The organism is Ruoffia sp. FAM 26254, assembly GCF_045528545.1.
Classification (GTDB): domain Bacteria; phylum Bacillota; class Bacilli; order Lactobacillales; family Aerococcaceae; genus Ruoffia; species Ruoffia halotolerans.
In genome coordinates, this window is record NZ_JBGQQY010000006.1 from 14219 (window position 1) to 39892 (window position 25674).

Annotated in this window: 25 protein-coding genes, 1 riboswitch and 1 other annotated feature (1 of these 27 running past the window's edge); of the genes, 19 read left to right on the forward strand and 6 right to left on the reverse strand. The window is 37.8% G+C overall.

Annotation, left to right across the window (positions count from 1 at the left end; all coding sequences use genetic code 11):
• Positions 1 to 52: 52 nt before the first annotated feature.
• The 3 genes from ACEN3Z_RS02670 (at position 53) to spxB (ending at position 5200) form a co-directional block, all read left to right on the forward strand.
• Positions 53 to 1243, forward strand: coding sequence for an NAD(P)/FAD-dependent oxidoreductase (locus ACEN3Z_RS02670; protein WP_407089492.1), 1191 nt, complete (start codon positions 53 to 55; stop codon positions 1241 to 1243).
• Between the two features lie 526 nt (positions 1244 to 1769).
• A riboswitch (SAM riboswitch) is annotated at positions 1770 to 1867 on the reverse strand.
• Between the two features lie 988 nt (positions 1868 to 2855).
• Complete coding sequence (locus ACEN3Z_RS02675) at positions 2856 to 3104, forward strand: hypothetical protein (protein ID WP_407089493.1); 249 nt, start codon at positions 2856 to 2858, stop codon at positions 3102 to 3104.
• Positions 3105 to 3421: 317 nt separating this feature from the next.
• Entirely contained in the window at positions 3422 to 5200 is a 1779-nt protein-coding gene (spxB, locus tag ACEN3Z_RS02680) for a pyruvate oxidase (RefSeq protein WP_407089495.1), read from the forward strand.
• A gap of 8 nt (positions 5201 to 5208) precedes the next feature.
• Here the strand turns inward: spxB and ACEN3Z_RS02685 are convergent, their stop codons facing one another.
• A complete protein-coding gene (locus ACEN3Z_RS02685; RefSeq protein ID WP_407089496.1) occupies positions 5209 to 5712 on the reverse strand; it encodes a hypothetical protein in 504 nt (167 codons plus the stop codon).
• A 115-nt stretch (positions 5713 to 5827) separates the two neighbouring features.
• Between ACEN3Z_RS02685 and ACEN3Z_RS02690 the strand changes: the two genes are divergently transcribed.
• Complete coding sequence (locus ACEN3Z_RS02690; protein WP_407089498.1) at positions 5828 to 6466, forward strand: DNA alkylation repair protein; 639 nt, start codon at positions 5828 to 5830, stop codon at positions 6464 to 6466.
• A gap of 565 nt (positions 6467 to 7031) precedes the next feature.
• Here ACEN3Z_RS02690 and ACEN3Z_RS02695 read toward each other — a convergent pair.
• Positions 7032 to 8690, reverse strand: a complete 1659-nt coding sequence (locus tag ACEN3Z_RS02695; RefSeq protein ID WP_407089499.1) for a hypothetical protein — start codon at positions 8688 to 8690, stop codon at positions 7032 to 7034.
• A 138-nt stretch (positions 8691 to 8828) separates the two neighbouring features.
• Between ACEN3Z_RS02695 and ACEN3Z_RS02700 the strand changes: the two genes are divergently transcribed.
• The 15 genes from ACEN3Z_RS02700 to ACEN3Z_RS02770 all read left to right on the forward strand — a co-directional run bounded on the left by ACEN3Z_RS02700 (position 8829) and on the right by ACEN3Z_RS02770 (position 21015).
• Positions 8829 to 9137: a putative quinol monooxygenase gene (locus ACEN3Z_RS02700; protein WP_407089500.1), complete on the forward strand. Its 309-nt coding sequence runs from the start codon at positions 8829 to 8831 to the stop codon at positions 9135 to 9137.
• 608 nt (positions 9138 to 9745) lie between these two features.
• Positions 9746 to 10027, forward strand: coding sequence for a putative immunity protein (locus tag ACEN3Z_RS02705; protein ID WP_407089554.1), 282 nt, complete (start codon positions 9746 to 9748; stop codon positions 10025 to 10027).
• Complete coding sequence (locus tag ACEN3Z_RS02710; RefSeq protein WP_407089501.1) at positions 10024 to 11385, forward strand: aldehyde dehydrogenase; 1362 nt, start codon at positions 10024 to 10026, stop codon at positions 11383 to 11385. Before ACEN3Z_RS02705 ends, ACEN3Z_RS02710 begins: the two co-directional genes overlap by 4 nt.
• 15 nt (positions 11386 to 11400) lie before the next feature.
• Positions 11401 to 11943, forward strand: a complete 543-nt coding sequence (locus ACEN3Z_RS02715) for a DUF1697 domain-containing protein (protein ID WP_407089502.1) — start codon at positions 11401 to 11403, stop codon at positions 11941 to 11943.
• A 16-nt stretch (positions 11944 to 11959) separates the two neighbouring features.
• Positions 11960 to 12832 carry a hypothetical protein gene (locus tag ACEN3Z_RS02720; RefSeq protein ID WP_407089503.1) on the forward strand — a complete coding sequence of 291 codons (873 nt, stop codon included), beginning with the start codon at positions 11960 to 11962 and terminating at the stop codon, positions 12830 to 12832.
• A gap of 6 nt (positions 12833 to 12838) precedes the next feature.
• Entirely contained in the window at positions 12839 to 13171 is a 333-nt protein-coding gene (locus tag ACEN3Z_RS02725) for a putative quinol monooxygenase (RefSeq protein WP_407089504.1), read from the forward strand.
• A 717-nt stretch (positions 13172 to 13888) separates the two neighbouring features.
• On the forward strand, positions 13889 to 14692 hold the full coding sequence (locus ACEN3Z_RS02730; RefSeq protein ID WP_407089505.1) for an ATP phosphoribosyltransferase regulatory subunit: 804 nt from the start codon (positions 13889 to 13891) through the stop codon (positions 14690 to 14692).
• Positions 14689 to 15297: an ATP phosphoribosyltransferase gene (gene hisG / locus ACEN3Z_RS02735; RefSeq protein WP_407089506.1), complete on the forward strand. Its 609-nt coding sequence runs from the start codon at positions 14689 to 14691 to the stop codon at positions 15295 to 15297. The genes ACEN3Z_RS02730 and hisG overlap by 4 nt, the downstream gene beginning before the upstream one ends.
• Entirely contained in the window at positions 15298 to 16539 is a 1242-nt protein-coding gene (gene hisD, locus ACEN3Z_RS02740) for a histidinol dehydrogenase (protein WP_407089507.1), read from the forward strand.
• Entirely contained in the window at positions 16536 to 17525 is a 990-nt protein-coding gene (locus ACEN3Z_RS02745) for a pyridoxal phosphate-dependent aminotransferase (RefSeq protein ID WP_407089508.1), read from the forward strand. Before hisD ends, ACEN3Z_RS02745 begins: the two co-directional genes overlap by 4 nt.
• Complete coding sequence (hisB, locus tag ACEN3Z_RS02750) at positions 17518 to 18102, forward strand: imidazoleglycerol-phosphate dehydratase HisB (RefSeq protein WP_407089509.1); 585 nt, start codon at positions 17518 to 17520, stop codon at positions 18100 to 18102. Before ACEN3Z_RS02745 ends, hisB begins: the two co-directional genes overlap by 8 nt.
• 14 nt (positions 18103 to 18116) lie before the next feature.
• On the forward strand, positions 18117 to 18818 hold the full coding sequence (locus tag ACEN3Z_RS02755) for a HisA/HisF-related TIM barrel protein (RefSeq protein ID WP_407089510.1): 702 nt from the start codon (positions 18117 to 18119) through the stop codon (positions 18816 to 18818).
• 1 nt (position 18819) lies between these two features.
• Entirely contained in the window at positions 18820 to 19578 is a 759-nt protein-coding gene (gene hisF / locus ACEN3Z_RS02760) for an imidazole glycerol phosphate synthase subunit HisF (RefSeq protein WP_407089511.1), read from the forward strand.
• Positions 19571 to 20197 (forward strand): bifunctional phosphoribosyl-AMP cyclohydrolase/phosphoribosyl-ATP diphosphatase HisIE, encoded by a 627-nt coding sequence (hisIE, locus tag ACEN3Z_RS02765; RefSeq protein ID WP_138404160.1) that lies wholly within the window; start codon positions 19571 to 19573, stop codon positions 20195 to 20197. The genes hisF and hisIE overlap by 8 nt, the downstream gene beginning before the upstream one ends.
• A gap of 11 nt (positions 20198 to 20208) precedes the next feature.
• Positions 20209 to 21015 (forward strand): PHP domain-containing protein, encoded by an 807-nt coding sequence (locus ACEN3Z_RS02770; RefSeq protein ID WP_407089512.1) that lies wholly within the window; start codon positions 20209 to 20211, stop codon positions 21013 to 21015.
• A 163-nt stretch (positions 21016 to 21178) separates the two neighbouring features.
• Here ACEN3Z_RS02770 and ACEN3Z_RS02775 read toward each other — a convergent pair whose 3' ends face one another.
• From ACEN3Z_RS02775 to argC, 4 genes are read right to left on the reverse strand one after another with little or no spacing between them, the layout of a single operon-like run.
• A complete protein-coding gene (locus ACEN3Z_RS02775; RefSeq protein WP_407089513.1) occupies positions 21179 to 22369 on the reverse strand; it encodes an aspartate aminotransferase family protein in 1191 nt (396 codons plus the stop codon).
• 4 nt (positions 22370 to 22373) lie between these two features.
• The gene (gene argB / locus ACEN3Z_RS02780; RefSeq protein ID WP_407089514.1) at positions 22374 to 23273 is read right to left on the reverse strand and encodes an acetylglutamate kinase; all 900 of its coding nucleotides are present in this window, start codon (positions 23271 to 23273) and stop codon (positions 22374 to 22376) included.
• 10 nt (positions 23274 to 23283) lie between these two features.
• Positions 23284 to 24498, reverse strand: coding sequence for a bifunctional glutamate N-acetyltransferase/amino-acid acetyltransferase ArgJ (gene argJ, locus ACEN3Z_RS02785; protein ID WP_407089515.1), 1215 nt, complete (start codon positions 24496 to 24498; stop codon positions 23284 to 23286).
• A 22-nt stretch (positions 24499 to 24520) separates the two neighbouring features.
• A complete protein-coding gene (gene argC / locus ACEN3Z_RS02790; protein ID WP_407089516.1) occupies positions 24521 to 25558 on the reverse strand; it encodes an N-acetyl-gamma-glutamyl-phosphate reductase in 1038 nt (345 codons plus the stop codon).
• 48 nt (positions 25559 to 25606) lie between these two features.
• Positions 25607 to 25674 (reverse strand) — a binding site (T-box leader) (it continues 148 nt past the right edge of the window).

Sequence of the window (25674 nt, forward strand, 5' to 3'; positions counted from 1 at the left end):
TAAGAAGAATTTTGGTAATATATGTAGGAAGAGAAAAAGGGAGGCATGATTTATGCAACATTCATATAAATATATAATATTAGGTGGCGGGATGGCTGGGGCCAATGCCGCAATGGAAATTCGTAAGTATGACCGTGAAGGGACATTGTTGATAGTCACACAAGAAACTGACAAACCCTACTATCGTCCTCCATTAAGCAAAGAATTTTGGACAGAGCCAGACTATCCAAAAGAAACAATATATTATAACATTTCGGATGATGAATCGATTGATTTCTTAACTGGGACAACTGTTAAGCAAATTAATGCCGATCAACAAACGATTGAGATTGAGAGTGGAGAAATCTATCAATACGAAAAATTGCTTTATGCACTGGGTGGTGCTCCAAAGTGGATTGATGGGCTGGAAAGTGAGCGTGTCCTAGCTTTAAGAAACTTAGAAGATTACCGAAACCTCCGAAAATTAGCCAAACCTGGGAGCAAAGTCATTATCGTTGGAGGAGGCTGGGTTGGAGCAGAACTTGCAGCAGGTCTAAAGCTGAATGATATGGATGTGACGCTTGTTTTTCCTAATGAAATATTAAATGAAAAACGACTACCACGAATGCTAGCTGAAAAGTTTCATCAGCGCTTTGTAGATATTGGCGTTTCTTTGATAAACAATACTTATGCTAATAGTTACAGTGTAGCAGACGATCAAGTGAGTCTTACATTAGAGAATGGCGCTGTATTGAAAGCGGATATTCTTGTTTTAGGAATTGGATTAAAGCCAAATGTTGAGTTAGCAGAAGCAGCTGGCTTAGAAGTGGGTAATGGTGTTATTGCTGACAAGTATTTGCAAACTTCCAACAAACATATCTATGCAGCAGGAGATGTGTTGAATTATCCAGATGTAATCATAGGACGTAATCGTTTTGAACATGAAGAGCAAGCGGAGTTTTCTGGGAAAGTAGCGGGACGAAACATGACGGGCGCTGAAGAAGTTTATAATCATGGTGCGCCACTTTCTTATACGGATGTCTTAGATATTTCTATTGAAGGTGTTGGTGAAATGAGTCGAAACCGTGATGATGCGATTATTGAAGAAGTTGCCGGTGGTTATATTGTTTATTATCTTTTTAAAGGTAAACCAACAGGAATTTTAACATATAATGTGAAAGGTGATATGGATAAGGCCCGTGAAATTCTTGTTAACCCACCGAAAACATTAGATGAGCTAACAGGGATTTTGAAGCCTATTTGAATCATTTATTGTTTAGCTATATTAGTGTAGATTGAAAAAAACAGGCGATAAAACTGAAATAATACAATAAAGAGAGTCACAACACTATGCAAATAAGGCATGGTCTGTGACTCTCTTCATTTTGTGCTTTATAAAATTACTAGTTAATTGCTTTGTATCTCAAGTCAGTATATGTGAAGTTAAACAAAAGGATCAAGAGAGTATCATAATCATTCGAACTCATACTGTCTTTAAAGCTTTCATAGTCATTAATACTAGCAGACCCGATGCAGCAAAGACATGTTCGACCTATGTGTGCACCTTTTTTTGAGCCTTTCGTACAAACTAGAAAAATCAAATCATGTTCATCTAGATCTCCAGATTGGCTCCGTCGAAATCTAAATTGAGGCATAATTTGTAACTCATTCAATCCCTTTATGAACTCCTCAAAACTAATATTTTTTTCTGGTAACAAGACAACCACTCCTAGTTATTTATTCAATTTAAAAAAGCACAACGAGATTCGTCGTGCCAAATAACTGGGTTAGACTCATCTTCCTCTTTCGAGTTGGATTTAGCACCTTGCCAATGGTAGGTTGCTGAAGCTTCATCGGGCCAATTCCCTCTGCTTACTCTGGATAAGTTGTGATTCCAAATTGGATATTAGATTCTAACATAAAATATACGGATAAACAAGAAGCGTAGGAAGTATTACTAGATTGAAAAAGCTAATTGCAATAAATAAAATGGTAGTCTTTGCAAATTATTATTTAATGCAAGGTCTTCAGAAGCATAAAACTTGTGTAGGATATGATTAAAACTAGTTAATAACTGATATTGTATAAAAATAAAGGAGAAAAAATAGTTTTACAATGCATACATGCTCAACATTTCCTGCCTATGCACAGATTTCAAAGGGAACTCAAGCAAAAATATACAGGTTGATTTATTGAACACGGCTGTTGAAGGAATGATTTTATTGACAAAGCCAATGTAAAATAATCAGTATTATTAGACTATTACTAACTCCCATTGATGTAACAGAAAATATGGAATTACCAGAGTAGTTAAGATGAAAGAAAATGATAATAATCGTAGACGGAACAATGGAATTTTGATGGGTTTATTAATCGGAATCGTATTTGGGGTAACTTGGTTAATACTACCAAGATTACTGAGTCATTATATTATTCATAAAACGTTGAAATGAGATCCATTATCTGTCCTTCAAATTGAGTGGTGTCAATGTCAACTTTATCCTAATGTTCTTTTACTAATTTATCTAGAACTTGGGTGCAGTCATTTAATATCCGAGTGCACCCATCGGTCAAGCGAATTTGATTATGGCGGTTATTCGCTGGATTCACGTATATATCTAGCAAGCCATGTTCGCTTAGTTTAGTCATTTGCTTACTGATGGCTGCGTCACTCATATTCACTCGATGAGCTAATTATCGTAGAAAACTGTCAAATTGCTTCTCAAACACTTGTAATGAGTGGTCTGCAATTTTAGTTACTAAGATAAATAATTTATAAGAAATAGGTAAATTATCCAATGCAGCCAGCTTCCAGCTACGCTGATGTTTTGGCAGGATTAAATAATTTTCTGTATAAATAACTACCTACTAACGCGATGATTGAGAGTACAAGCCAGATGACTGCGATCTCCAAAAAAACAAATTTAATCACAGCTAATGTTGAATCGGTGAATACTAACCAGTCGGAAAAAGAGACTGGATTAGCAGTCAGAAAGAATGAAACGATATTCTCTAATACATCAAATAGTCCAACGAGTGGCAGAGCAAAGGCAAACCACTTACCATATCGATTGAAACATGATCCGCCTTTATGGAGATTACTGACGAAAGTTCAGACAGTATAATCCATAAATATAACCATTAAGATGTAGACACAGTCAAATAAATGAGTGTTCAAGCACATATTTTTTGCTGATTTTAAATAAAACCTTTTCGACAAAGTGTTTTTTTCTGTTTTTATTTAACTGAATGGGGTATATATATATAAGGTAAAACCCCAACGAAGCGCGTTATAATAGCGATTATGGCTATATTATACGTGATTATAGGTAAAGTTTATCACTTAATATGAATATTTAATCCATAATATAGTTTAAATTATTCTAGAGAAGTGGTATTATCATAACGTTAGAAATAATTATATTTTGGGAGGATTTTTTGAATGTCAGGAAGAAAAATTAAAATCGGCTTGGCCGTATTGAAAGTATTAGAAGGATGGGGCGTTGATACCATCTATGGTATTCCATCAGGAACATTAAGCTCATTAATGGACGCGATGGGAGACGAAGAGAACAACATTAAGTTCTTACAAGTTAAACACGAAGAAGTTGGAGCTATGGCTGCAGTGATGCAGCGGAAATTCGGTGGAAAATTAGGTGTAACTGTTGGATCTGGTGGACCAGGTGCATCGCATTTAATTAACGGTCTTTACGATGCGGCTATGGATAATATTCCAGTTGTAGCGATTTTAGGATCTCGTCCTCAAAGAGAATTAAATTTGGATGCCTTCCAAGAATTAAATCAAAATCCAATGTATGATCATATTGCTGTATTTAACAAACGTGTGGCTTATGCAGAGCAATTACCTAAATTAATTGACGAAGCTGCAAGAACTGCAATTTCTAAACGTGGAGTAGCTGTATTAGAAGTTCCAGCTAACTTTGGTTTTGAAGAAATCGCTGAAGACGCATTCTATTCTTCAGGATCAAGCTACCGTCACCACGTTCCATCAGCAATCAACGATAAAGATATTGATGAAGCAGTTGCATTATTAAACAAATCTAAACGTCCTGTAATCTATGCAGGTATTGGTACTATGGGACACGGACCAGCTGTTCAAGAATTAGCTCGTAAAATCAAAGCACCAGTAATTACAACTGGTAAAAACTTTGAAACATTCGAATATGACTTCGAAGCTTTAGCTGGATCAACTTACCGTGTTGGTTGGAAACCTGCGAACGAAACAATCTTAGAAGCAGATACAGTATTATTTGCTGGATCAAACTTCCCATTCGCAGAAGTTGAAGGAACTTTCAGAAACATTGAAAACTTCATCCAAATCGATATCGATCCAACTATGATAGGTAAACGTCATAAAGCTGATGTAGCTATCCTTGGTGATGCTGGTGAAGCTGTGAACGCGATCTTAGATAAAGTAGATGCTGTTGAAGGATCTGCATGGTGGAATGCTAACCTTAAAAATATCGAAAACTGGCGTCAATATATCAACAAATTAGAAACTAAAGAAGAAGGACCTCTTCAATTCTATCAAGTATATAACGCTATTAATAAACACGCTGACGAAGATGCTATTTACTCAATTGATGTTGGTAACTCAACTCAAACATCTATCCGTCACCTAAACTTAACTCCTAAGAATATGTGGCGTACGTCTCCATTATTCGCAACAATGGGGATTGCAATTCCAGGTGGTATCGGTGCGAAAAATACTTATCCAGATCGTCAAGTTTGGAACATCATCGGTGACGGTGCGTTCTCAATGACATATCCAGATGTAGTAACAAACGTTCGTTATAACATGCCAGTTATTAACGTAGTATTCGCTAACACTGAATATGCCTTCATTAAAAACAAATATGAAGATACTAACAAAAACATCTTCGGTGTTGACTTTACTGATGTTGACTACGCTATGATTGCTGAAGCTCAAGGAGCTGTGGGTCTAACAGTTTCACGTATCGAAGATATTGACAGCGTTATGAAAGAAGCAGTAGAACAATTCAAACAAGGCCGTACAGTTGTCATTGATTGTAAAATTACTCAAGACCGTCCAATCCCAGTAGAAACTTTAAAACTGGACTCTAAATTATACAGTGCTGAAGAAATCCAAGCATATAAAGAAAAATATGAAGCTGAAGGATTAGTACCTTTAAGAGAATATCTTGAAGCTGAAGGCTTAGAATCTAAATACATTAAATAATTAAACATTTATCGCTTTCCAAAAGTAGAGTCCGACTCGCTTTTGGAAGGCGTTTTTTGTTGAGAATTTTTATAAAATTTAAAAATGCTCAACTCAAGCCAAATGGAGTTGTCATTCGTTTTTAGTTTGCTGAACTCAAGCCAAATGGAGTTGTCATTCGTCTTTGGTTTGCTTAACTCACGCCAAATGGAATCGCCATTCGTCTTTAGTTTGCTTAACTCACGCCAAATGGAATCGCCATTCGTCTTTAGTTTGCTTAACTCACGCCAAATGGAATCGCCATTCGTCTTTAGTTTGCTTAACTCAAGCCAAATGGAATCGCCATTCGTCTTTAGTTTGCTGAACTCAAGCCAAATGGAATTGTCATTCGTCTTTAGTTTGGCCAACTCAAGCCAATTGGAGTTGTCATTCGTCTTTAGTTTGGCCAACTCAAGCCAAATGGAATTGCCATTCGTCTTTAGTTTGCTTATCTCACGCCAAATGGAATTGCCATTCGTCTTTAGTTTGGCCAACTCAAGCCAAATGACACACACATTTGTCTCAAGTTCACATTTTAAATGAGTTGGTTTTGAATATGATATAATTAATTCGCGAGAACAAAGATTTCAAATACAAAGGAGTCGAATTATGACAACTAAAGCTAAAGAATTACTAGCTGAAATAAAGCCGGATACGAAACTAGGCGACTTAAGAAAAATAGCTAAAGAAATAAAAAAAGATCATGATTTAGCACTAGAATTATGGGAGAGTGAAGAGTTTAAGCCAAGACTTTTAGCCATCCTCATTATGGATAAAAAAGAACTTTCAGAAGAAGTCCTGGATGCTCTTTGTCTAGATATGGCAATACATACTTATGATGAGCGTAATAATTTAATGGACTGGCTAATGACAAATCATTTAACAAAAACTAAGCGAGAAAAAGCCATTTTAGAATCTTGGAAAGACAGTTCGATTGTCCTGCAACGCCGCGCTTTCTGGAGTTATCAAGGGCGTCTACGCTGGACAGGAAAGAATATGACGGATGATACTGAAGCGCTGCTAGAAGATATCGAAGAAAGAATTATGGACGAAGAGCCAGAAGTTCAGTGGGCGATGAATTTTACTGCAGGTTGGATTGGAGTTTATGATGAAACCTTGCGCGACCGTTGTGTTTCTCTAGGTGAGGAGACAGAATTATACAAAGGTGATTTTGTTTCAAAAGGATGTACACCAAATTACTTACCTGAATTCATTCGTATTGAAACGGATAAACGTGCAACGAAGTAAACCTTCAATCAAATTTATGCTTTAAAAATTTATCGATGGAAAATCATATTATTCGAAATACAATAAAACTTTTATCGAAAAAAATGTCATCGAAGTTACAGGTAAAGGTCGATCAACTCGGTATATTAATAGGTTATCATCACCTGAACAATCATTTGGAATGAAAAAATTATTGAGATCACTAGAAGGTAATATTCTGTATCAAGACTCTGAATAAACGTAGTGATTATATTTACGAATATTATGAATTTAATTAGTTTGTTTAACTTAAAAATAATTAGTAAAATTCCTTTTGGTAAGTATGGCTGTTAGATATAATAAAAGTATTTCTAATCGAATTAATATATGTAAATTGGCCTTTCTATATAAAAATATAATGTCATCTAGGTGAAAAAAAAGTATAATAGCAATCTTATACATTAAATATTTTCGCTGATAAATGTTGCTTTATAAAATTAAACATTTTAGGCTGACCATTAAAAAGGAATCCAATAATAAAAAGAGTTGATGGTAAATAAATAACATCAACTCTATTTTTCTATTGATTAGAAAATTTTAAAAACTACTACTCAATCATTTGATATTCAATCCAAGTTTGTTGATCGACATTTTGTAATTCATTCTTTAAATCGGGTAGTGCAAGTGAAATGCCTCCGTCACTATTATTGAAAAGGTATGCAGCGTTAGTACCTAATCTGTAATGAGCTGTCTCTCCTTGAATAATCAAATTAGTTACTGCGGAAACATTTCGACTGCTCGCTTCATCAAAGTGTGCAACGTTTATATTTCGTACTTCATTATTTTCAACTCTTACATTGTAAAGACCAGGGTCATTAGCGACACTACCTTGGTATGACAGCTGTCCAGTTGAAAAGTCAATTTCTATTTGTTTGAAATTAGGTTGAAAACTTTCGAATAAGTGTCGTCCATTTAATTCAGACATATCAACTGAATAGTCAGTATTCGTATTAGTTGTTGGGACAGTTGAACTATGTGCAGCATTTAGACTATCGATATAAGTATAGAAAAAATCAGGAATCGCAAGGGTTTGGCCAGTTGAGAAGCTCCCCGGCAGGTAATCCTGAAGGGTATTATTAAAAGCTCCCCGGTTATTAGGTGTATAATTATGATGGTTTTCTAAGATATTTGCGATAATTTGGTCTACGATAGCTTGAGCTTCGTTATAAGACAAGCTCTCGTTTAATGCATTTGGTTTTTGTAATTCTTCAAGCACACCATCGATATCGATCAAATCAATTGGATTATCAAGCGCACTTTCTGCTTTAAGTTCCGGACCAGTGAATGTTCCAAGTATTTCAGGGTATAGGGTCGAAAGAAGATGCGCAGTAGTTGAGGGATCTCCGCCAGTTGGCATACTTGTTTTATGAAGAACGAGAGTATTAAAGTATGCGTCCTCAGGCAATGCAGCTAATTGTTCATCAGTAAAATTATGGAATTCGCCGTATCCATCTTCTATTACGGATCTAAATTGTTCAACTAATTCTGGATGATCATGGGCATATTCAATCGCTTCTTCTTGAGTTAAAACCCTCATATCAGATGCAACTACTTCTGTATCGGTAGATTGTGGTAATGCTGAGTTGCTCGTATAATCCACTAGTTGAGTTGTAATATTGAATTGGCCATCATCACTGACTTTATTTTCTAGTATTATTCCTGTGTGCGGTGCTAAGTAAGTGATGTAAGTATAGTTATCAATCTTCTTCTCTAAGACGACCACGTTTTGATAAGCGGTATCTAAATGCGTAAACGAATCTAAAATATCAACAACTAAGACTGGTTCATCTTGATTATAACCTTGATAAAAAACTTCGCCAGTAGTTAAACTTCTCGGTAAAATAAGGGATTGATATGAATCAGTTGAATCGGAATGATTTCTGTAATCAACCGTAGGATTTTCATGTGGGAAGTAGGCTAATTCATAAATGCCATCCTCTTGAATTTGGTAAACATAGACGGTATTTGTTGCGTTATTATCAAAATTAAATTGATAAATCTTCGCTTCGTCCGCCGGGTAATTGCGAGTCACTTCGTAATCATCAAACTCCATAAAATCAGCGACATGATTATAAACATCATGGAAATAATAAGGCGCATAGTTAGCGCCATCTACAGTCGTAGCAGCTTGAGCGTCGGGCATTTGAATTGAAATTAGGAACAGACAAGTGATGAAACTAAGAATGAATGAGGACTTCTTTTTCATATAGTAAACTCCTTAAGTATTTTTTATGCATTTATTATAGCATATGTTTGCATAAGAGGGTCATGAGTAATAAAATAAAAGTGCAAAGGTCAAAAGTCAGTCAAACGGTCATAAAAGCAATGAATAAGGAGTATAAAGATGGAATTATACAGTGTAAATGGAAGTATATCGGCAGCGGACGGCAAGCGTGAAGAACTTTTAACTTACTTGTTAGAAGCAGCAAGTGAAATGGAAAATGTTGAGAACTGTTATATATACAGTGTCGGCATTGATCCAGAAGATGCAAATAAAGTGTATATTTATGAGGTCTGGGAAGATGAAGAAGCCCACCAGAATTCCTTGTCACTAGATGTATTTAAAGAGCTAATTACAAAAGCAAAACCAATCATTACAGGCATGTCAGATTATCCATCACTAATTATAAAAGGTGGTAAAGGAATTAAATAACTCTAATTGAGAGACCGTTGTATTACTGGCAAGTTAGGAAAAACTGACTTGCCGGTTTTATTATTGATAATTTAATTAAACATGCGTTCGAATTCAAATCGAGTACTAGATTAGGGTTATATAATGATCCTATGAACGTGGACAATTAGAGACATACCGATTTCATTCATGGACTCAGGTTATTTCGGTCATAATCTAAGTAGATTTAGGTGTATTGTTGTCATTTCCTTCTAGACAAGGTATCAAGGACTTAGACGTCTATAGAAAACAAGAAAGTTATCAGAAAAGAAAGATGTCTATGGATCCTCAAGCTTACGCCTGGAATGGCCGGGAGAGGTAGCTATACATAGACGGTCAGGTCGAACTCCCTAAAAATACAAGATAAAAATTCAAGACTCAGCTGACTTAAGACTTGAGTTAGAGGAATTACTCGATACAATACCTCAAAAATCTTTAGCAACATGGGCCAGCCAAAATGCCCGGAACGTTCTCGAATACATTGATATCGAAGATGAGAGTTTAAAAGACAGTATCATCACAGAAGCAAGTAAAGTGCGCATCAACTGTGTCAGACAGGCTTTCTCGCTAACAAGCTAGGCCAACAGTCCATTAATGACATCAGCAAGTTTTCAGTCAGAGTCTTTGCTCAAGTCGTGGCAACCGGACATATGCAAGGAGACGCGATAGTCTCTTCAGATTATGCGATTAAAGTAGTCAATATACTCTATTACCATGATGAACAAGCTGCCATTAACGAAATTATTTTGATAAATCTTTTTCCAGGCAAGATCTCTAGAAGGGTTTTTATTTATTTTCAAACAATCCATTCACATGTTTGGAGGTTAATTGCGGTCAATGATATACTTTTAACTGAAAGGGGCGTTTCATGATGCAAGTTAAAGCAGAACAAGAAATGTTTTTAAGAAGTGGCATAACCTTGGATGTGAAATTTAGAATTAGACAATTAAAACGATTAAAAGAGGCAATTAAGGCGCATGATGTTTTGATTTATGATGCGCTGAAAAAGGATTTAAATAAACCCGTCTTTGAAAGTTATGTGACAGAGTTAGGCTCGGTCTATAGTGAAATTGATTATATGATTAAACATGTAAAAGATTGGGCTAAACCCAAACGCGTTCCAACGTCTCTGGCGCATTTTTATTCTAAAAGCCACATATATCAAGAACCATATGGGCGTGTCTTAATTATTGCACCATGGAATTTTCCTATTCAGTTAAGTTTCGTACCACTTGTTGGGGCGATTACGGCAGGGAATTGTGTCGTATTAAAGCCTTCCGAATTGGCACCATATACAGCTAGGGTAATTCAACAAATTATTGAATCAGTGTTCGCACGTGAATATGTTGCAGTTGAGCAAGGTGATGGAAAAGTATCTCAGCAATTGCTAAAAGAAGGCGTCGATTATTGTTTCTTTACTGGTAGTACTCAAGTTGGAAAAGCAATTATGGAGACAGCGAGTCAGACTTTAACGCCAGTAACTCTAGAACTAGGTGGGAAAAGTCCAGTTATTGTTGCAAAAGACACCAATATCAAGCATGCAGCCCAACGGATTGTTTGGGGGAAATTTACCAATGCTGGTCAGACTTGCATCGCGCCCGATTACCTTCTCGTTGATGAAGTGATTCGTGATGACTTGATCAGCGCCCTAATTGAAGTCATTGAAGAATATTACACGAAGAAACCTTTAGAGAATTCAGATTATTCTAAGATGATTAATAAAAGACACTTCAAGCGTGTGAAGAAATTAATGAAAAATCAAAGTGTTATTTATGGCGGAGGCAGTAATAAAGAGATGCTAACTATTGAACCCACGTTAGTCTTGGAACCGGAACTCGATACAGAATTAATGCAAGAAGAGATCTTTGGTCCGATATTACCGATATTAACTTATAGAGAAGTGAGTCAAGCAGTAGAATTTATTCGTTCGAAAGACAAACCGCTTGCTTTATATTTATTTACGCAGGATAAAGCTTTGAAAGAGTATATAATAAAAAATCTATCTTTTGGTGGCGCAGCGATAAATGACACGCTGATTCATCAAAGTAATTACAATCTCCCATTTGGTGGAGTTGGTGCGAGTGGGATGGGGCAATATCACGGCAAATATAGTCTCGAAACCTTCTCACATCCAAAAAGCGTCATCGAGAAGACTGACTTGTTTGATATTAAATTACGCTACCCGCCCTATAAAGATTGGGCTCTAAAATTTATTAAAAAAATTATGTAGTAAGGAGTCCAAACTATGCGCTATGTACTTTTACTCAGAGGAATTAATGTCGGTGGTAAGAATCGAGTGGTGATGGCGGAACTTAGGGAAAAACTAGAAGCGCTTGGATTTACCGAAGTGACTTCCTATATCAATAGCGGTAATCTTTTCTTTAATAGTGAGGAAGATATCAATTCGATTAGAGAAAAAGTTCAAACTCATTTAAAAGAGTCATATGATTTTGATTTACTTTCAATTATTATTAGCGCTGAAGCTTACAAAGCAGAATACTTAAATTTACCGGCGTGGTGGAATGAGGAATTTGCTCGTCGAGATGTTTTATTTTATACAGAAGCTGTAGACCGAGACGCTTTTAAAGAAGAAGTAGCAAGTATGAGTTTAGGGAATGAAGAAATTCATTTTGGTGAGTTAGCAGTTTATTGGGGGAAATACGACGAAGCCAATTACAAAAAGACGGCGTATGCAAGATACTTAGTGAAGTCTCCATTTTATAAGCAAATGACTGTTCGAAATGGAAAAACATACGAAAAGATTTATCAAAAACTAATGGAAAATTAAAGAAGGCAGGTACAAAATGAAATTATTAGTATTAGGTGGAACCAATTTCTTTGGAATGAAGGCAGTACAACAATTATTAGATAACGGTCATGACGTGACGATTGCAACACGTGGAAATAAACCAAATCCCTTTGAAGGAAAAGCTATGCACATTACTTTAGATGCGCGCGATGCGAGCCACGAAGGATGGACTGAAGTGACGGACCAGCAATGGGACGCAGTCTTTGACAATATTTGTTATACGGCAGATGATGCACGAATTATTATGGATAAATTCAAGGGTTCTATTGATCATCTTTACTTTACTTCGTCTATGGCGGTTTACAGTGGGGATATTGATGGCTACACTGAAGCGGACTTTGATCCTTTAACTTATCATATTAACCCAAATATCGAAGTAAATTATGGCGAAGGGAAAAGGCAAGTTGAACAAGTATTATTTACTGAAGCACCGTTCAAGCTCACAGCATTTCGCTTCCCAATTGTCCTAGATTTAGATGATTATACTGAGCGACTGCACTTTTATGTTGAGAAAGTAATGAATGACGAAGTTGTATACTTTACGGATCCAGAAATTAAAGTAAATTATGTCAAAGGAACGAAAGCAGCAGAGTCGATTGTGTGGGCGATTGAGAATCAAAAAGAAGGCATTTATAATATTAGTTCACGCAACGCAATTACTGTCGAAACTTTTATAGCTTGGTTAGAAGAGATGACTGGAAAAGAAGTAAAGGTTGAGTATACGAATGACCGGTCACATGAATCGCCATTTAGCACCGTTCATGACCAATATTTGCGTTCAGATAAGATTGAAGCTGAAGGCTTTGAATTAAACAATCTCGAAGACTGGCTGAAACCACTAATACAAGATATTGCACAAGAAGGATAAAGTTGCATGACAATTACAATTAATATTTATTACACAGGCAAGGAAGGCAATGCTTTAAAATTTGCGAAAGAGATGATGTCAAAAGGCGTCGTTGAAAGAATCCGAAGCGCTGAAGGGAATTTAAAGTATGAATACTTTGCGCCATTAGAGGACGAAACGACCATTCTATTAATTGATAGTTGGACCGATCAAGCAGCCATTGACCGACATCACGCCTCTTCAATGATGCAAGAAATTAAAGACTTGCGCGAAAAATACGATCTCACCATGAAGGTTGAACGCTATGTGAGTGATGAAGACGGTGTGCCTGAATCGGATCAGAAATTTATTAGAGAATAGTAGGAAATAATAAAGGCGTAAATGCGAGCTTAGAAACTTCTTGTATTTACGTCTTTATTTAATAATTGAGATGTTAATAATTCTGGACTCGAACATTTTAATAAATTAGACACTCACAAAAATATGAAATAAGACAAATAAACTTGACTGTATTATTAAAATTAGATAAGATAGATTAAAATAAGGTGATATATGCAAGGACAAAGACTAGTGAAAGTGACGACAGAGAATTTGCGGTTAGCTGAGAAGCAAAGCATCATAGACTAGTTAGACACACCCTTGAAGAGTGGTTAGCACCCGGTAGTCCCGTTATCGCTGGAGTATTTATACTCCTTGAGGCTATAATTGCGAGATTATAGTGAACAAAAGGTGGAATCACGTCGCGACGTCCTTTAATCCAACATGGATTTTAGGGCGTCTTTTTTAGCTTTATAATTTAAAATGTATCTAGAGACAAATGATAACTGGATCATATTAAAGAGAGTTTACTAGTTGGTGAGAAGTAAACATATGATAGTTATCATGACACAGCTCTACGGCAGATGAATGGAAATCCGGTAGCCCCGTTATCGCTTCAGTAGTCAGTGATTACTGTCAGAGATAGGTGTTGTGAAATACCTGTAAACGAAGGTGGCACCGCGTTGTGAAACGTCCTTTCAATCCTTTTTTAGGGTTGAAAGGTTTTTTATATGAAGTGAATAGAAAGTGAGGTTTCTAATGGGGAATACATCGATTTTAAAACGAATTAGCTTAGCGAATGACTATTTACAACTTATTGATGAAGCGGGGTATGAGTTGATTGATTTGAATATGGTGGAACCATTCAAGATGGAAAATAAAAACTATCATCCGGATAGTATTGTTTTTGAACGGAACCATCAATTATTCGCAATGCGTAGTGATTGGACGCGAAGTATTTTGAATTATAATAATACCTTTCAATTATCGCAGCAAAAATTTGGTTATTTTGGTCCTGTATTAAGGCAGTTTAATACACAGTATCAAGCGGGCGTAGAGCTATTCCAACCATCTGTGACAGATATTATTGAGAGTATTGAGTTGCATATTAACTTTGTTGAAAAGATAAGTGAGTCACCCTTTACAATTTTAGTAGTCAATAATGACGTTTTATTAGATATGTATATTGAATTGTATGATTTACCAGATCAAGTTAAATCTTATGTGATTGATAAGAACTTATCAGCTATGCGAGACATGTTGGGTGAAGACCATCCTTTCTATCAATTGATGATTCTCCCTGTTAGTCAGCAGTTCGATCGTATTGATGAGCAGTTTGGCGAGAGTGAACCTATGCAAATTATTCACCGTCTTAAAGTCAAGTTGCCAAGTTCACAGACCCGATTTGTTTTAGACTTATCTTTCCGTTCATCACAGTTATATTATAATGGGTTTTATTTTCAAGCCTTTTTAACTAGTAATACGCCCATCCTTTCTGGTGGTCAGTATGCGGAAGGTGCCTTTGGAATAGGGATTAACTTATCAACGGGAGGGTTATTATGATTACAGTTGCTTTATCTAAAGGTCGTCTCTTCAAAGATTTTATAAAGTTTTTAAGTACTAAGGGGTTAAACCACTATGCGAGTCCACTGCAAGAGAACGGGCGATACTTATATAAGATTGTTGGCGATGTAAAGTTTATCTTTGCTAAAGGATCTGATGTGCCTACTTACGTAGAGCAGGGGATTGCTGATTTGGGGATTGTTGGGCAAGATATTATTACGGAGAATTTTTTTGATGTGTTGAATGTGTCTAAGTTGCCTTTTGGTCAGTGTCGTTTAGCAATTGCCAGTTCGCCTAATCTTAATCAACATGAGTTTAAAGTAGTAGCAACTACTTTCACTAATATTACGCGCCAGTACTTTAACAAACAAAGGCAAGATGTTGAGCTTATTCATCTTCACGGATCGGTGGAATTAGCGTCCATCTTAGGTTTAGCGGATGCCATGGTGGATATTGTTCAGACGGGGACTACCTTAAAGGAGAATAACTTGGTGGAATACAGTACTATCATGAATATTCAAGCGCGACTGATTGCTAACAAGCAGTCCTTTTATATTAAGGACGAAGCGATCTATCGATTTATTAAAGAGATTGGGGTGATATAGTTGGATGCTAATAAATTTATTAAGCAAAATAAAATAAAAACTAAAAGCTCCAATGTCGATCAGATGATTGCTGTGCAAGCAATTATTGACAAAGTTAAAGTAGACGGCGACCAGGCATTGTACTCCTTAACTAAGGAGTTTGATCAACAAGACTTAGACGATTTAAGAGTTGACCCAGCTTTATTGAAAGCAAGTTGGGATGCTTTAGAGCCTGACTTACAACAAGCATTGAAGCTAACTAAGCAACGCATTGAAGATTATGAGACAAAGATACTGTATAAAGACCACCAAGATGATGAGTTAAGTTACGTCTATCGTCCTCTTGAGCGAGTAGGTATTTATGTTCCTGGTGGCACAGCACTCTATCCATCAAGTGTGTTGATGACAATTGTGCCAGCTTTAGTAGCTGGAGTTAAAGATATTATTGTTACGACACCTGTCTTTCAACCGAACAATATCACTTTTGCGGCACTTTATCTATGTGGTGTGACTGATTATGTGTTCACGGTTGGAGGGGCTCAAGCCATTGCAGCGCTGGCCTATGGAACTGAATCCATTCCTAAGGTCGATAAAATTTGTGGGCCAGGGAATGCTTATGTAGCAATGGCCAAGAGACAAGTCTTCGGGGATGTCGGAATTGATAGTATCGCAGGTCCAAGCGAGATTTTATTATATGTAGATGAATCAACACCTGTTGATGCTGTTGTCTATGATTTATTTTCCCAAGCTGAGCACGACGCTAATGCTCGCACTTTTCTACTGAGTGAGTCACAAGAATATGTGGATAGAATCGAAGAACGAATGGAGGAACTAGTAGAAAGCCAAGTGCGTGAGGATATTATTAAAGCAACGTTGGCCAATAATCACTTTGCCATTGTTGACAGTCGCGATAAGTTATTAGAAGTGATTGATTATATCGGGGCTGAACACGTATCAATTCAACATAAGGATCAAGATAGCATAGTTGATGCTATAAATTATGCGGGTGCAGTCTTCAAAGGCTTCTATTCTATGGAAGCTATTGGAGATTACGTAGCGGGACCGTCCCATGTTCTACCAACCAATCGTAATGCTCGCTTTAGTCATGGACTTAATGCCAATGATTTCAGAACAAGTCACGCCATTATTAGTATTAATGAAGCTACTTATAATCAGATAGCTCCTGCGGCTGAGAAGATTGCACAGAGCGAAGGATTATTTGCGCACCAAAGATCTGTATCGATTAGGAGGGAAAGTTTATGACAGTATTTATGAACCGTAATATTAGTCCTAAAAGGCCTCTCAATGATGAGCAATTAATAGAAGTAGTTACTCAAACTGCCTTTCATGAATACCCTGAAAAAGAGTCCACTCGCTTTAAAGAATTATATGCTAGCTATAATCAATTGGATCTTAATCAGATTGAATTAGCTAATGGAGCGGATGAGTGGTTGCAGAAGCTGATGATTCAATTCGGGCAAGAGGGTGTCTTGACTATTAGTCCCGACTTCTTTATGTATGAAGATTACGCTCGACAAATTAATCGCCCCTTTTGGAAAGTGGAGAGTGACGAGAACTTTGACTTTGACTTAGAAAAGGTCTTAGAAGAGATTCAAAAACTTCGACCGTCATTACTTTTAGTGTCGAATCCACAAAACCCAACGGGTAAGCAATTTAGTTATGAATTTCTGCAAGCTATCGCAGATGAGATGGAAAGTATAGGAGGATATTTCGTTATTGATGAGGCTTATGTGGAGTTTGGTGACGATTATCATAGACCATCAAATGATAATGTTATTATCATTCGCACACTCAGTAAGATATATGCTATGGCAGGACTGAGAATTGGTATTGCTATTGCTAAGGGAGAAACCTTCGCGAAGTTAATTGATATTAATCATCCTTATCCTGTTAGTAACTTAGCTTTGAATGTGGCCAATGCCATGTTCTCTAATAAGGAACAATTGGATGCATGGGTAGCTTATCAAAAAGAATGTCAATTGAAGCTCATTCAGGCGCTTACCTTAGTGGACGATGTCATCAAGGTAAAGCCTACTCAAAGTAATTTTATTATGACTTATGGAAAATATGCACGTGATCTTGGAGAATATTTGAGTGAAAATGGCTTTGTAGGTAGAACATATGATGCAGATCACTTAAAAGATGTTGTTCGTTATTCAATCTTAGATATAGATAAATACGACGAATTTGAAGACTTATTAAAGACTTGGAGGAAACAAATTGATTAAAAAAGACCGACAAACATTGGAAACTCAGATTAAGTTAGAACTTGCCCAAACTCTTGGAAGCAACGATGTAGACATGGGTATTGAGACAGGAGTAGGATTCTTTAACCATATGTTAACTTTATTCAAGTTTCATTCTGGACTCTATATTGGGGTAGGGGCTCAAGGAGATACGGACGTGGATGACCATCACACGGTTGAAGATATTGGGATTTTACTCGGGGAAGCGATTCGAGACTTCTACCAATCCCTTAATAGTTATCAGCGCTATGGCTCATTCTACTTGCCTATGGACGAATCCTTGGCACGTATTGTCTTAGACTTATCAGGTCGTCCGCACTTGAATTTTAATGCTGACTTTTCAAAAGGGAAGGTAGGTTCTTTTGATACAGAATTAGTGGAAGAATTTTTCAATGCGATAGCTATGAATGCACGAATGACATTACATATAGATTTATTGAAGGGTGGCAATACTCACCATGAGATTGAAGCGATATTCAAGGGCTTTGCCAGAGCCTTAAGTATTGCTTTAACAGAGACTGAGGGTGGCGTACCATCATCTAAAGGACTTATTGCATAAAGGAGAAGAAAACAATGAAAATTATTCCTGCTATTGACTTAATTGATGGACAAAGTGTACGACTGTCACAAGGAGATTATGATGAGAAGATTATCATGCCAAAAACGCCACAAGAAGCTGTCATGTATTATAGCCAATTCCCACAAGTATCCCGGATTCATGTCGTGGATTTGATAGGAGCAGCAGAACAAGAGTCAGTGGAAGCGCCATTGATTGGACAAATAAAGAAATTAACTAATATTCCGCTTGAATTAGGGGGCGGCTTAAGATCACTTGAAACGATTGAACTCTATGACGACCTAGGTATCGATTACTTTATATTAGGCTCGCGAGCCATCTTAGATGTTCCCTGGCTAATTGACGTAGCCGAAAAGTATCCTGGACGGATTTTTGTTGGGATTGATGCGCGGGGTGAGGATATCTATGTGAATGGATGGAAAGAAAATAGTCAGCGCCAGATTGAAGAATATGTTAAAGAAATTGAGTCGTTGAATCTAGCTGGAATTATCTATACGGATATTAACAAGGATGGAATGGAGCAAGGCCCTAATGTGAATCGTACGGCTCAGCTAAATGACTCAACCCGCCACTTGGTTGTTGCAAGCGGGGGCGTCCGCAGTCAAGCTGATTTAAAGCAATTGGAAGCGGCAGGGATAACAGAAGCAATTGTCGGAAAAGCTGCTCAGAATGATTCATTCTGGAAAGGATTGAGTTAATATGAAGAAAATAATTCCATGCTTAGATACAAGAGACGGCAAGTTAGTTAAGGGTGTCAACTTTGTGAATGTCAAAGAATTAGGTGACCCGGTTGAATTTGCTGAACAATACGATCAAGAAGGAGCCGATGGTTTAGTGGTCTTAGATATTACTAAGACCTTGGATGGCCACGAATTACGGACTCAGATGATTGAAGCTATCGTAGCGAAGATTTCTATTCCTTTAACCGTAGGTGGTGGGATAGCCAGTCTTAATGACATCGAGGCGGTCTTAAAAGCTGGCGCGAGTGGCGTAGGAATCAATTCAGCTGCTGTAAAGAATCCTGATTTGATTAATCAAGCTTCTGAAGCTTTTGGATCAGAAGCAATTACAATTGCAGTAGATGTGGCTTATGATGATGAGCAGGAGGATTACTTTGTTTATACACAAGCAGGTCAACACCAAGAACCAGTCCCCGCCTTTGAGTGGATCCAAGAATGCCAATACCGTGGTGCTGGCGGGTTATTGATTACAAGTATTGACCATGATGGTGTCAGAGGAGGCTTTGATATACCATTTCTAAAGCAAGCAGCAGAATTGGTAGATATTCCAATTATTGCAAGTGGAGGTGCTGGGAATAGCCAACATTTTATTGATTTATTCAAAGAATCAGCGGTAGACGCAGGGTTAGCCGCTTCTATCTTCCACCAAGGTGAAGTGACAATTAAAGAACTGAAAGAAGCGATTAGTGTAGAAGGGATTGAGGTAGACATTGACTAAAATTGATTTTGAAAAGGCAGGTGGCCTAGTCCCTGCAATATTACAACATCACCAGACTGGGCAAGTCTTAATGCTTGGTTATATGAACCGAGAATCCTTTGATAAGACTCGTGAAGAAGGTGTGGCATGGTTCTATTCTCGTTCCAAAGAGCGCCTCTGGAAAAAGGGTGAAGAGAGTGGTAATGTGCAGAAGGTTGTAGACATTGCATTAGATTGCGATCAAGATACAATCTTGCTTCAAGTTGATCCTCTAGGGCCAACTTGCCATACAGGTCAGACAAGTTGCTTCGGTGAAGGTCATTTTAACCTTTCTGTCTTAGAGCAGACAGTTTCAGAAAAGATTAAACACCCGCAAGAAGGTTCTTACACTAAATATCTAATTGATGAGGGCCAGGATAAAATCATCAAAAAATGCGGCGAAGAAATGACTGAAGTAATTATTGCGGCTAAAAATAATGATAAAGAAGAATTAATTAATGAAGCCAGTGACCTTGCCTACCACTTATTAGTATTGCTTCAGCAGCAAGGTGTTAGCCTTGCTGAGGTAGAGGCAAAGTTGGGTGAGCGTCATGGACAAAAGCAACACTACTCCATTCGTTCAGAAATTAATGAGTGGTAAGGAGGGAGAACATGAATTTTTATGATCAACATTGTCATACACACTTATCTTTTGACAGCGAAGAAAGCATAGATAATTACTTAGCTTTAGGGCTAGAAAAATTAACCTTCACGGAACATCTAGACTTAGACAATCCAGTGAATGGTGGGCACGATGATATTCCCGACTTTGAGCAAGCCGTTATTTGGCAACAGGAAATGAAAGAAAAGAACGATGTAGACTTATTATTAGGTGTGGAAGTAGGTTATGTTCCTGGTCAAGAGGATCGCCTCAATGAGATATTATCTAGCTATGATTTTGATATTAAACTCTTAAGTTGTCACCATAATCGCATCTATGATTATATGGACACAAAGGAAACAAATGCAAAGGTAGAGTCCAGCGAGCAAATGATGGATCAATATGTCGATCAATTATTAGAAGCTGTAACTCATATGACCGATGTTCAAATTATGACTCACTTTGATTATGGCTTTAGAGTGCATGATGCCAGTTTAGAGACCATTCAAGAACGATACACTGAGAAAATCACTGAGATTTTCCAGCAAATTATTAAGCATGAGATTGCTTTTGAATTAAATAGTAAAAGCATCGTAAAGTATAAAAACTTAGACTTATACAAATGGGCAATCCCCCTTTACTTATCCTTAGGTGGGAAGTTATTCACCCTAGGTTCAGACGCGCATCTTGCGAGTGATTATATGCTGGCCTTTAATGATTTGAAAAAGTTATTGCAGCAGTATGGTGTGGATGAAATAGCTCTCTATGAGAAAGAGCAAGCTAAGATAGTAAAGCTATCTGAATTATCATTTGTTTAATGAGACAAGCTTTTTACGGACTTAAATTAGAAACACTCAACAATTATTTGGTCATTTACCAAACTGTTGAGTGTTTTTTACTTTGAAAAGAATGAATTGAATGATTGAAACAAAAGATGTAAATATCCCAAAACAAGTGAAAAATACAGCTTATAGCCTGAAGTTATTGCGTTGAGAGAACCGCCCCAAAAATATCTAGCGCCTGGCTGATTTCTTCTTCTGAGACATTCAACGGCGGCAGGAAACGAATAACATTTCCCTTGGCGCTAATCACTAATAAGCCTTGGTCGAAACAATCATTAATGATGTCATCTACAGCCTGGTCAAATTGAATACCAATTAATAGACCGCGACCTTTAATGGAACTAATCGTGGGATGCTTAGCTTGTAATACTTGTAGCCCTTCAACCAATTGTTTGTGGCGTTGGTTGATATTATTTAGTAAGTTGTCTTCATTTATGGTGTCTAAGACAGTATTAGCACAGGAAGTTGCTAGTGGATTGCCTCCGAATGTCGTGCCATGATCACCCACTTGGAAGTGCGTAGCTAAGTCATCTTTGGCGAGGAAGGCGCCAATAGGAAAACCTCCACCCAGACCTTTAGCAAGAGTTATGATGTCAGGGTCTAAATCGAATTGTTCATAGGCAAAGTAGCTTCCTGTTCGTCCAATTCCTGTTTGGACTTCGTCAATGATAACTAGAACTTGCTTTTCTTGTTGGATCTCATTAATGGCTTGGACGAAGTCCTCAGAGAGCGTATTGACACCACCTTCACCTTGAATAACTTCGATAAGTACGGCACAAGTCTGGGGTGTAATTGTTGCCTTCAATTGGTCAATATCATTGAAAGTCACATAGTCAAAGCCAGGTAAGTTCGGTGCATAATCTTTATGCATAGCCTCTTGACCCGTGGCTGCCAATGTTGCCATAGTTCGACCGTGAAAGGATTGCTTCATTGTAACAATGGTTGTTGCATTAGGGCCTTTAACTTCTCGCCCCCACTTCCGAGCAAGCTTGATGGCACCTTCATTGGCTTCAGCTCCTGAATTGGCAAAGAATACTTTACCTAAGCCAGAGAGTTTTGTTAGTTTCTCAGCCAGTTGAATAGAAGGAGTATTCCAAAATAAGTTGGAACTATGAATGAGTTGTTGACCTTGATTGACCAGTGTTTCTACTAATTTCTCATTGGAGTGGCCGAGTGAGTTGACGGCGATACCTGAGATAAAGTCAAGGTAAGTTCGGCCCTCTGCATCAGTCAGAAAACTACCTTGACCAGAGACCATTACCTTTCCATCGCGTTTGAATGTATTCATAAGTACGGCTTCGCCACGTTGTGGCCAGTTGTGTTTTTCCATGATATTAAACCTCCTTATTATCGTTATTACTGTGAGCTAACATCGTTCCAATTCCCATGTCGAAGAATAATTCTAGCAGAAGGGAATGACTCATACGACCATCAATGATATGAGCTTTATCAACTCCGTTAGTTATAGCCTCTATGCAACAATTTATCTTAGGTATCATGCCTTCAGTAATAACTTTGTTCTCAATGAGTTGATTGGCTTCGTCAATACTTAGTTTAGAAATAAGACTGTCAGGGTCTTGGCTATCAGCTAAGAGTCCCGGGGTGTTAGTTAAAAATATTAACTTGCTGGCACCTAAGGCAATGGCCACAGCGCTTGCAACCTCATCTGCATTGATATTATAACTATGACCGTCACTACCAATTCCCACTGATGAGATAATTGGGACATAATCTGCCTGGATAAGGTTGGTTAATAATGAGGTGTTGACTGATTCGACATTACCTACGTAGCCCAAATCAACTTGAGTCTCAGAATTTGGATCAATCACTTTCTTTTTAGTGACAGTAATAAGGTGGTCATCTAAACCCGATAAGCCAATCGCATTTCCTCCTAAATGGTTGAAAGTTCGTACAATATCATTATTAACTGAGCCTGATAAGACCATCTCTGCCACCTTCATGGCTTCCTCACTGGTAGAGCGAAGTCCATCCACAAAGTGACTTTCAATGGATAAATTATCTAACATCTGTGAGATGAAGGGACCACCACCGTGAACGACAATGGGGATCATACCAACCGACTTCATCATAAGAATATCTTGCATGACCGAGTGTCTTAAGTCGGCATTAATCATGGCATTACCACCGTACTTGATGACGATGATATGTTTTCTAAAGCGATTGACGTAGGGTAGAGCCTCAATGAGAACGTTTATCTTTTCTGTATAATTCATTCAATCACTCCTAAGTGTGGTAGTCAGCATTAATTTCAATATAATCATGCGTTAAATCACAAGTCCAAACAGTAGCTTGACTTGTGCCTTGGTTGAGTTCGACAATCATTTCAATATCAGTGGCAGTGAGAATCTTTTGGGCAAATTGAGGATCAAAGGGATGATAAGCGCCGTTACGGCACGGTTGAATAGAACCGATGTCAGATTTAAATATGATATCGATCAGCCATGGATCAAGAGTTTCAACGCCACTATTACCAATGGCTGATAGGGCGCGACCCCAGTTAGGGTCTTGCCCAAAAAGTGCTGCCTTCAGGAGGTTGGAAGTGGCCAGGGACTTAGCGACTGCTTTGGCATCTTCTGTTGATTGAGCCCCACCTACAGTTATTGTAATGAATTTCGAAGCACCTTCTCCGTCTCTGGCAATCATTTGAGCTAAGTCTTGGCTGACTTTTGTTATAAGGGATTGGATTGTTGCAAGATTGTGGTCTGTTAAGTCAATTGAGTTTTCCCCTGTTGCACAAAGTAAGACTGTATCATTGGTACTAGTATCGCCATCAACAGTCATGCTATTGAAAGATACGTCTACCGCATTCTTTAATAGTTGGTTGAGTGTCACTTGATCACAGGCGATATCGGTAACAATATAAGCTAACATAGTGCCCAAATTAGGATGAATCATGCCTGAGCCTTTAGCCATTGCGCCGATGTGAACAGTCTGTCCATCAATCTCCAATGAATAAGCAGTTTCTTTTGCGACAGTATCGGTAGTCATAATCGATTCACTGACCGCTTGACTAGACTCTGACTGCAAGGAATTCACTAATGTTGGTAGTGCCTTTTTAAAAGGAAAGAAATCAAGAGGTGCACCGATGACCCCCGTAGAACTCATCAGTATCTCTGACGGTTTAATCGCGCATAAATCTGCTAATTCTTGAATGGCTTGATGCATCGTTTTCTCACCATCTGGACCATTACAAGCATTGGCATTGCCACTATTAATCAGAATCGCTTTGAAGTTAGAATGATGCTTCAGACTCGCTTGACCGTGAATAACTGGCCAAGCTTTGACTAAGTTTTGGGTAAAGACACCTGATACAGTAGCCCCAGTGGGGAAATAAATTAAAGCCAGGTCATTGTGGGCGACATCACTTTTAAAGCCAGCATGTAAGGCTTGCGATTGTATATTGGCTACAGCATGAATGCCTTTGTCTAATTGTTTCATATGCTTCTCCTTTGTATAGAAATTATGGCATCACGCCAGATTGACTTAAGCCTAATGATTCATCCAATCCCAACATCACATTCATATTCTGAATAGCTTGGCCGGAAGCACCTTTGACTAGGTTATCAATGACTGAAAAGATAATGATGCGACCTGTTCGTTGGTCTACCTTAACTTGGATATGACAATGGTTGGAACCACGGACCGCTTTGGTTGTAGGAAGTTGCTCTGGATCCAATAGATGGACAAAAGCTTCCTCGGCGTATTTATCTTTATATAATTGGCGTAATGCTTCTTCACTTATATTACTCCTTGGTTGAACATAGATAGTTGAATATATGCCGCGTTCTGTAGGTAATAGATGCGGAGTGAATTGAATTTGCACTGTTTGGCCAAAGCGTGACAACTCCTGTTCGATTTCAGGGATATGACGGTGCTGGAGTGGGTTGTATGCTTTGAAGTTATTTCCTGCTTCACTAAGTAAATTATCTACATTGGCACTTCGACCGGCACCGCTGATTCCTGATTTGCTATCAATAATAATTGATTCAGAGTCAATCAGATTAGACTCAACTAGAGGAGAAAGAGCTAAGAGTGCATTGGTAACAAAGCAACCTGGATTTGCAATCAGCTGAGCTTCTTTAATGGCCTCACGATGGTATTCCGTTAGGCCATACACTGCTTTCGCTAATAAGTCTGGTGCTGTTTGCGGAAATTTATAAAAAGCTTCATAAGTATCTGAATCCTCTATCCGAAAATCAGCGCCAAGGTCAATGATTTTAATATCCTCGCCTAATTCTTTAGCTAAGGTCATTGCGTGACCGTGAGGTAGACAAATAAAGACGATATCGCTATCTTGTTTAATTTGCTCTATATCTAAGGTGACAAAGCACTTATCTTTTAAGAAAGATGTGAGGAAAGGGAAAGTATGTGATATCTTCTGTCCAGCTAATTTCCGTGCAGTTAGATGTTTGAGGGTTACCTCAGGGTGATTGACCAATAAGCGCATCAATTCAGAACCTGTATAGCCTGTCGCGCCAATAATACTAACATTAATCATATGTTTTCCTCCTAAAAATATGTATATAAAAAGCACACTCATCTCATTGATAGAGACGAATGTGCTTCGTGGTGCCACTCTAATTCAAAGATTATTTGACATAATCTTTCTTTAGT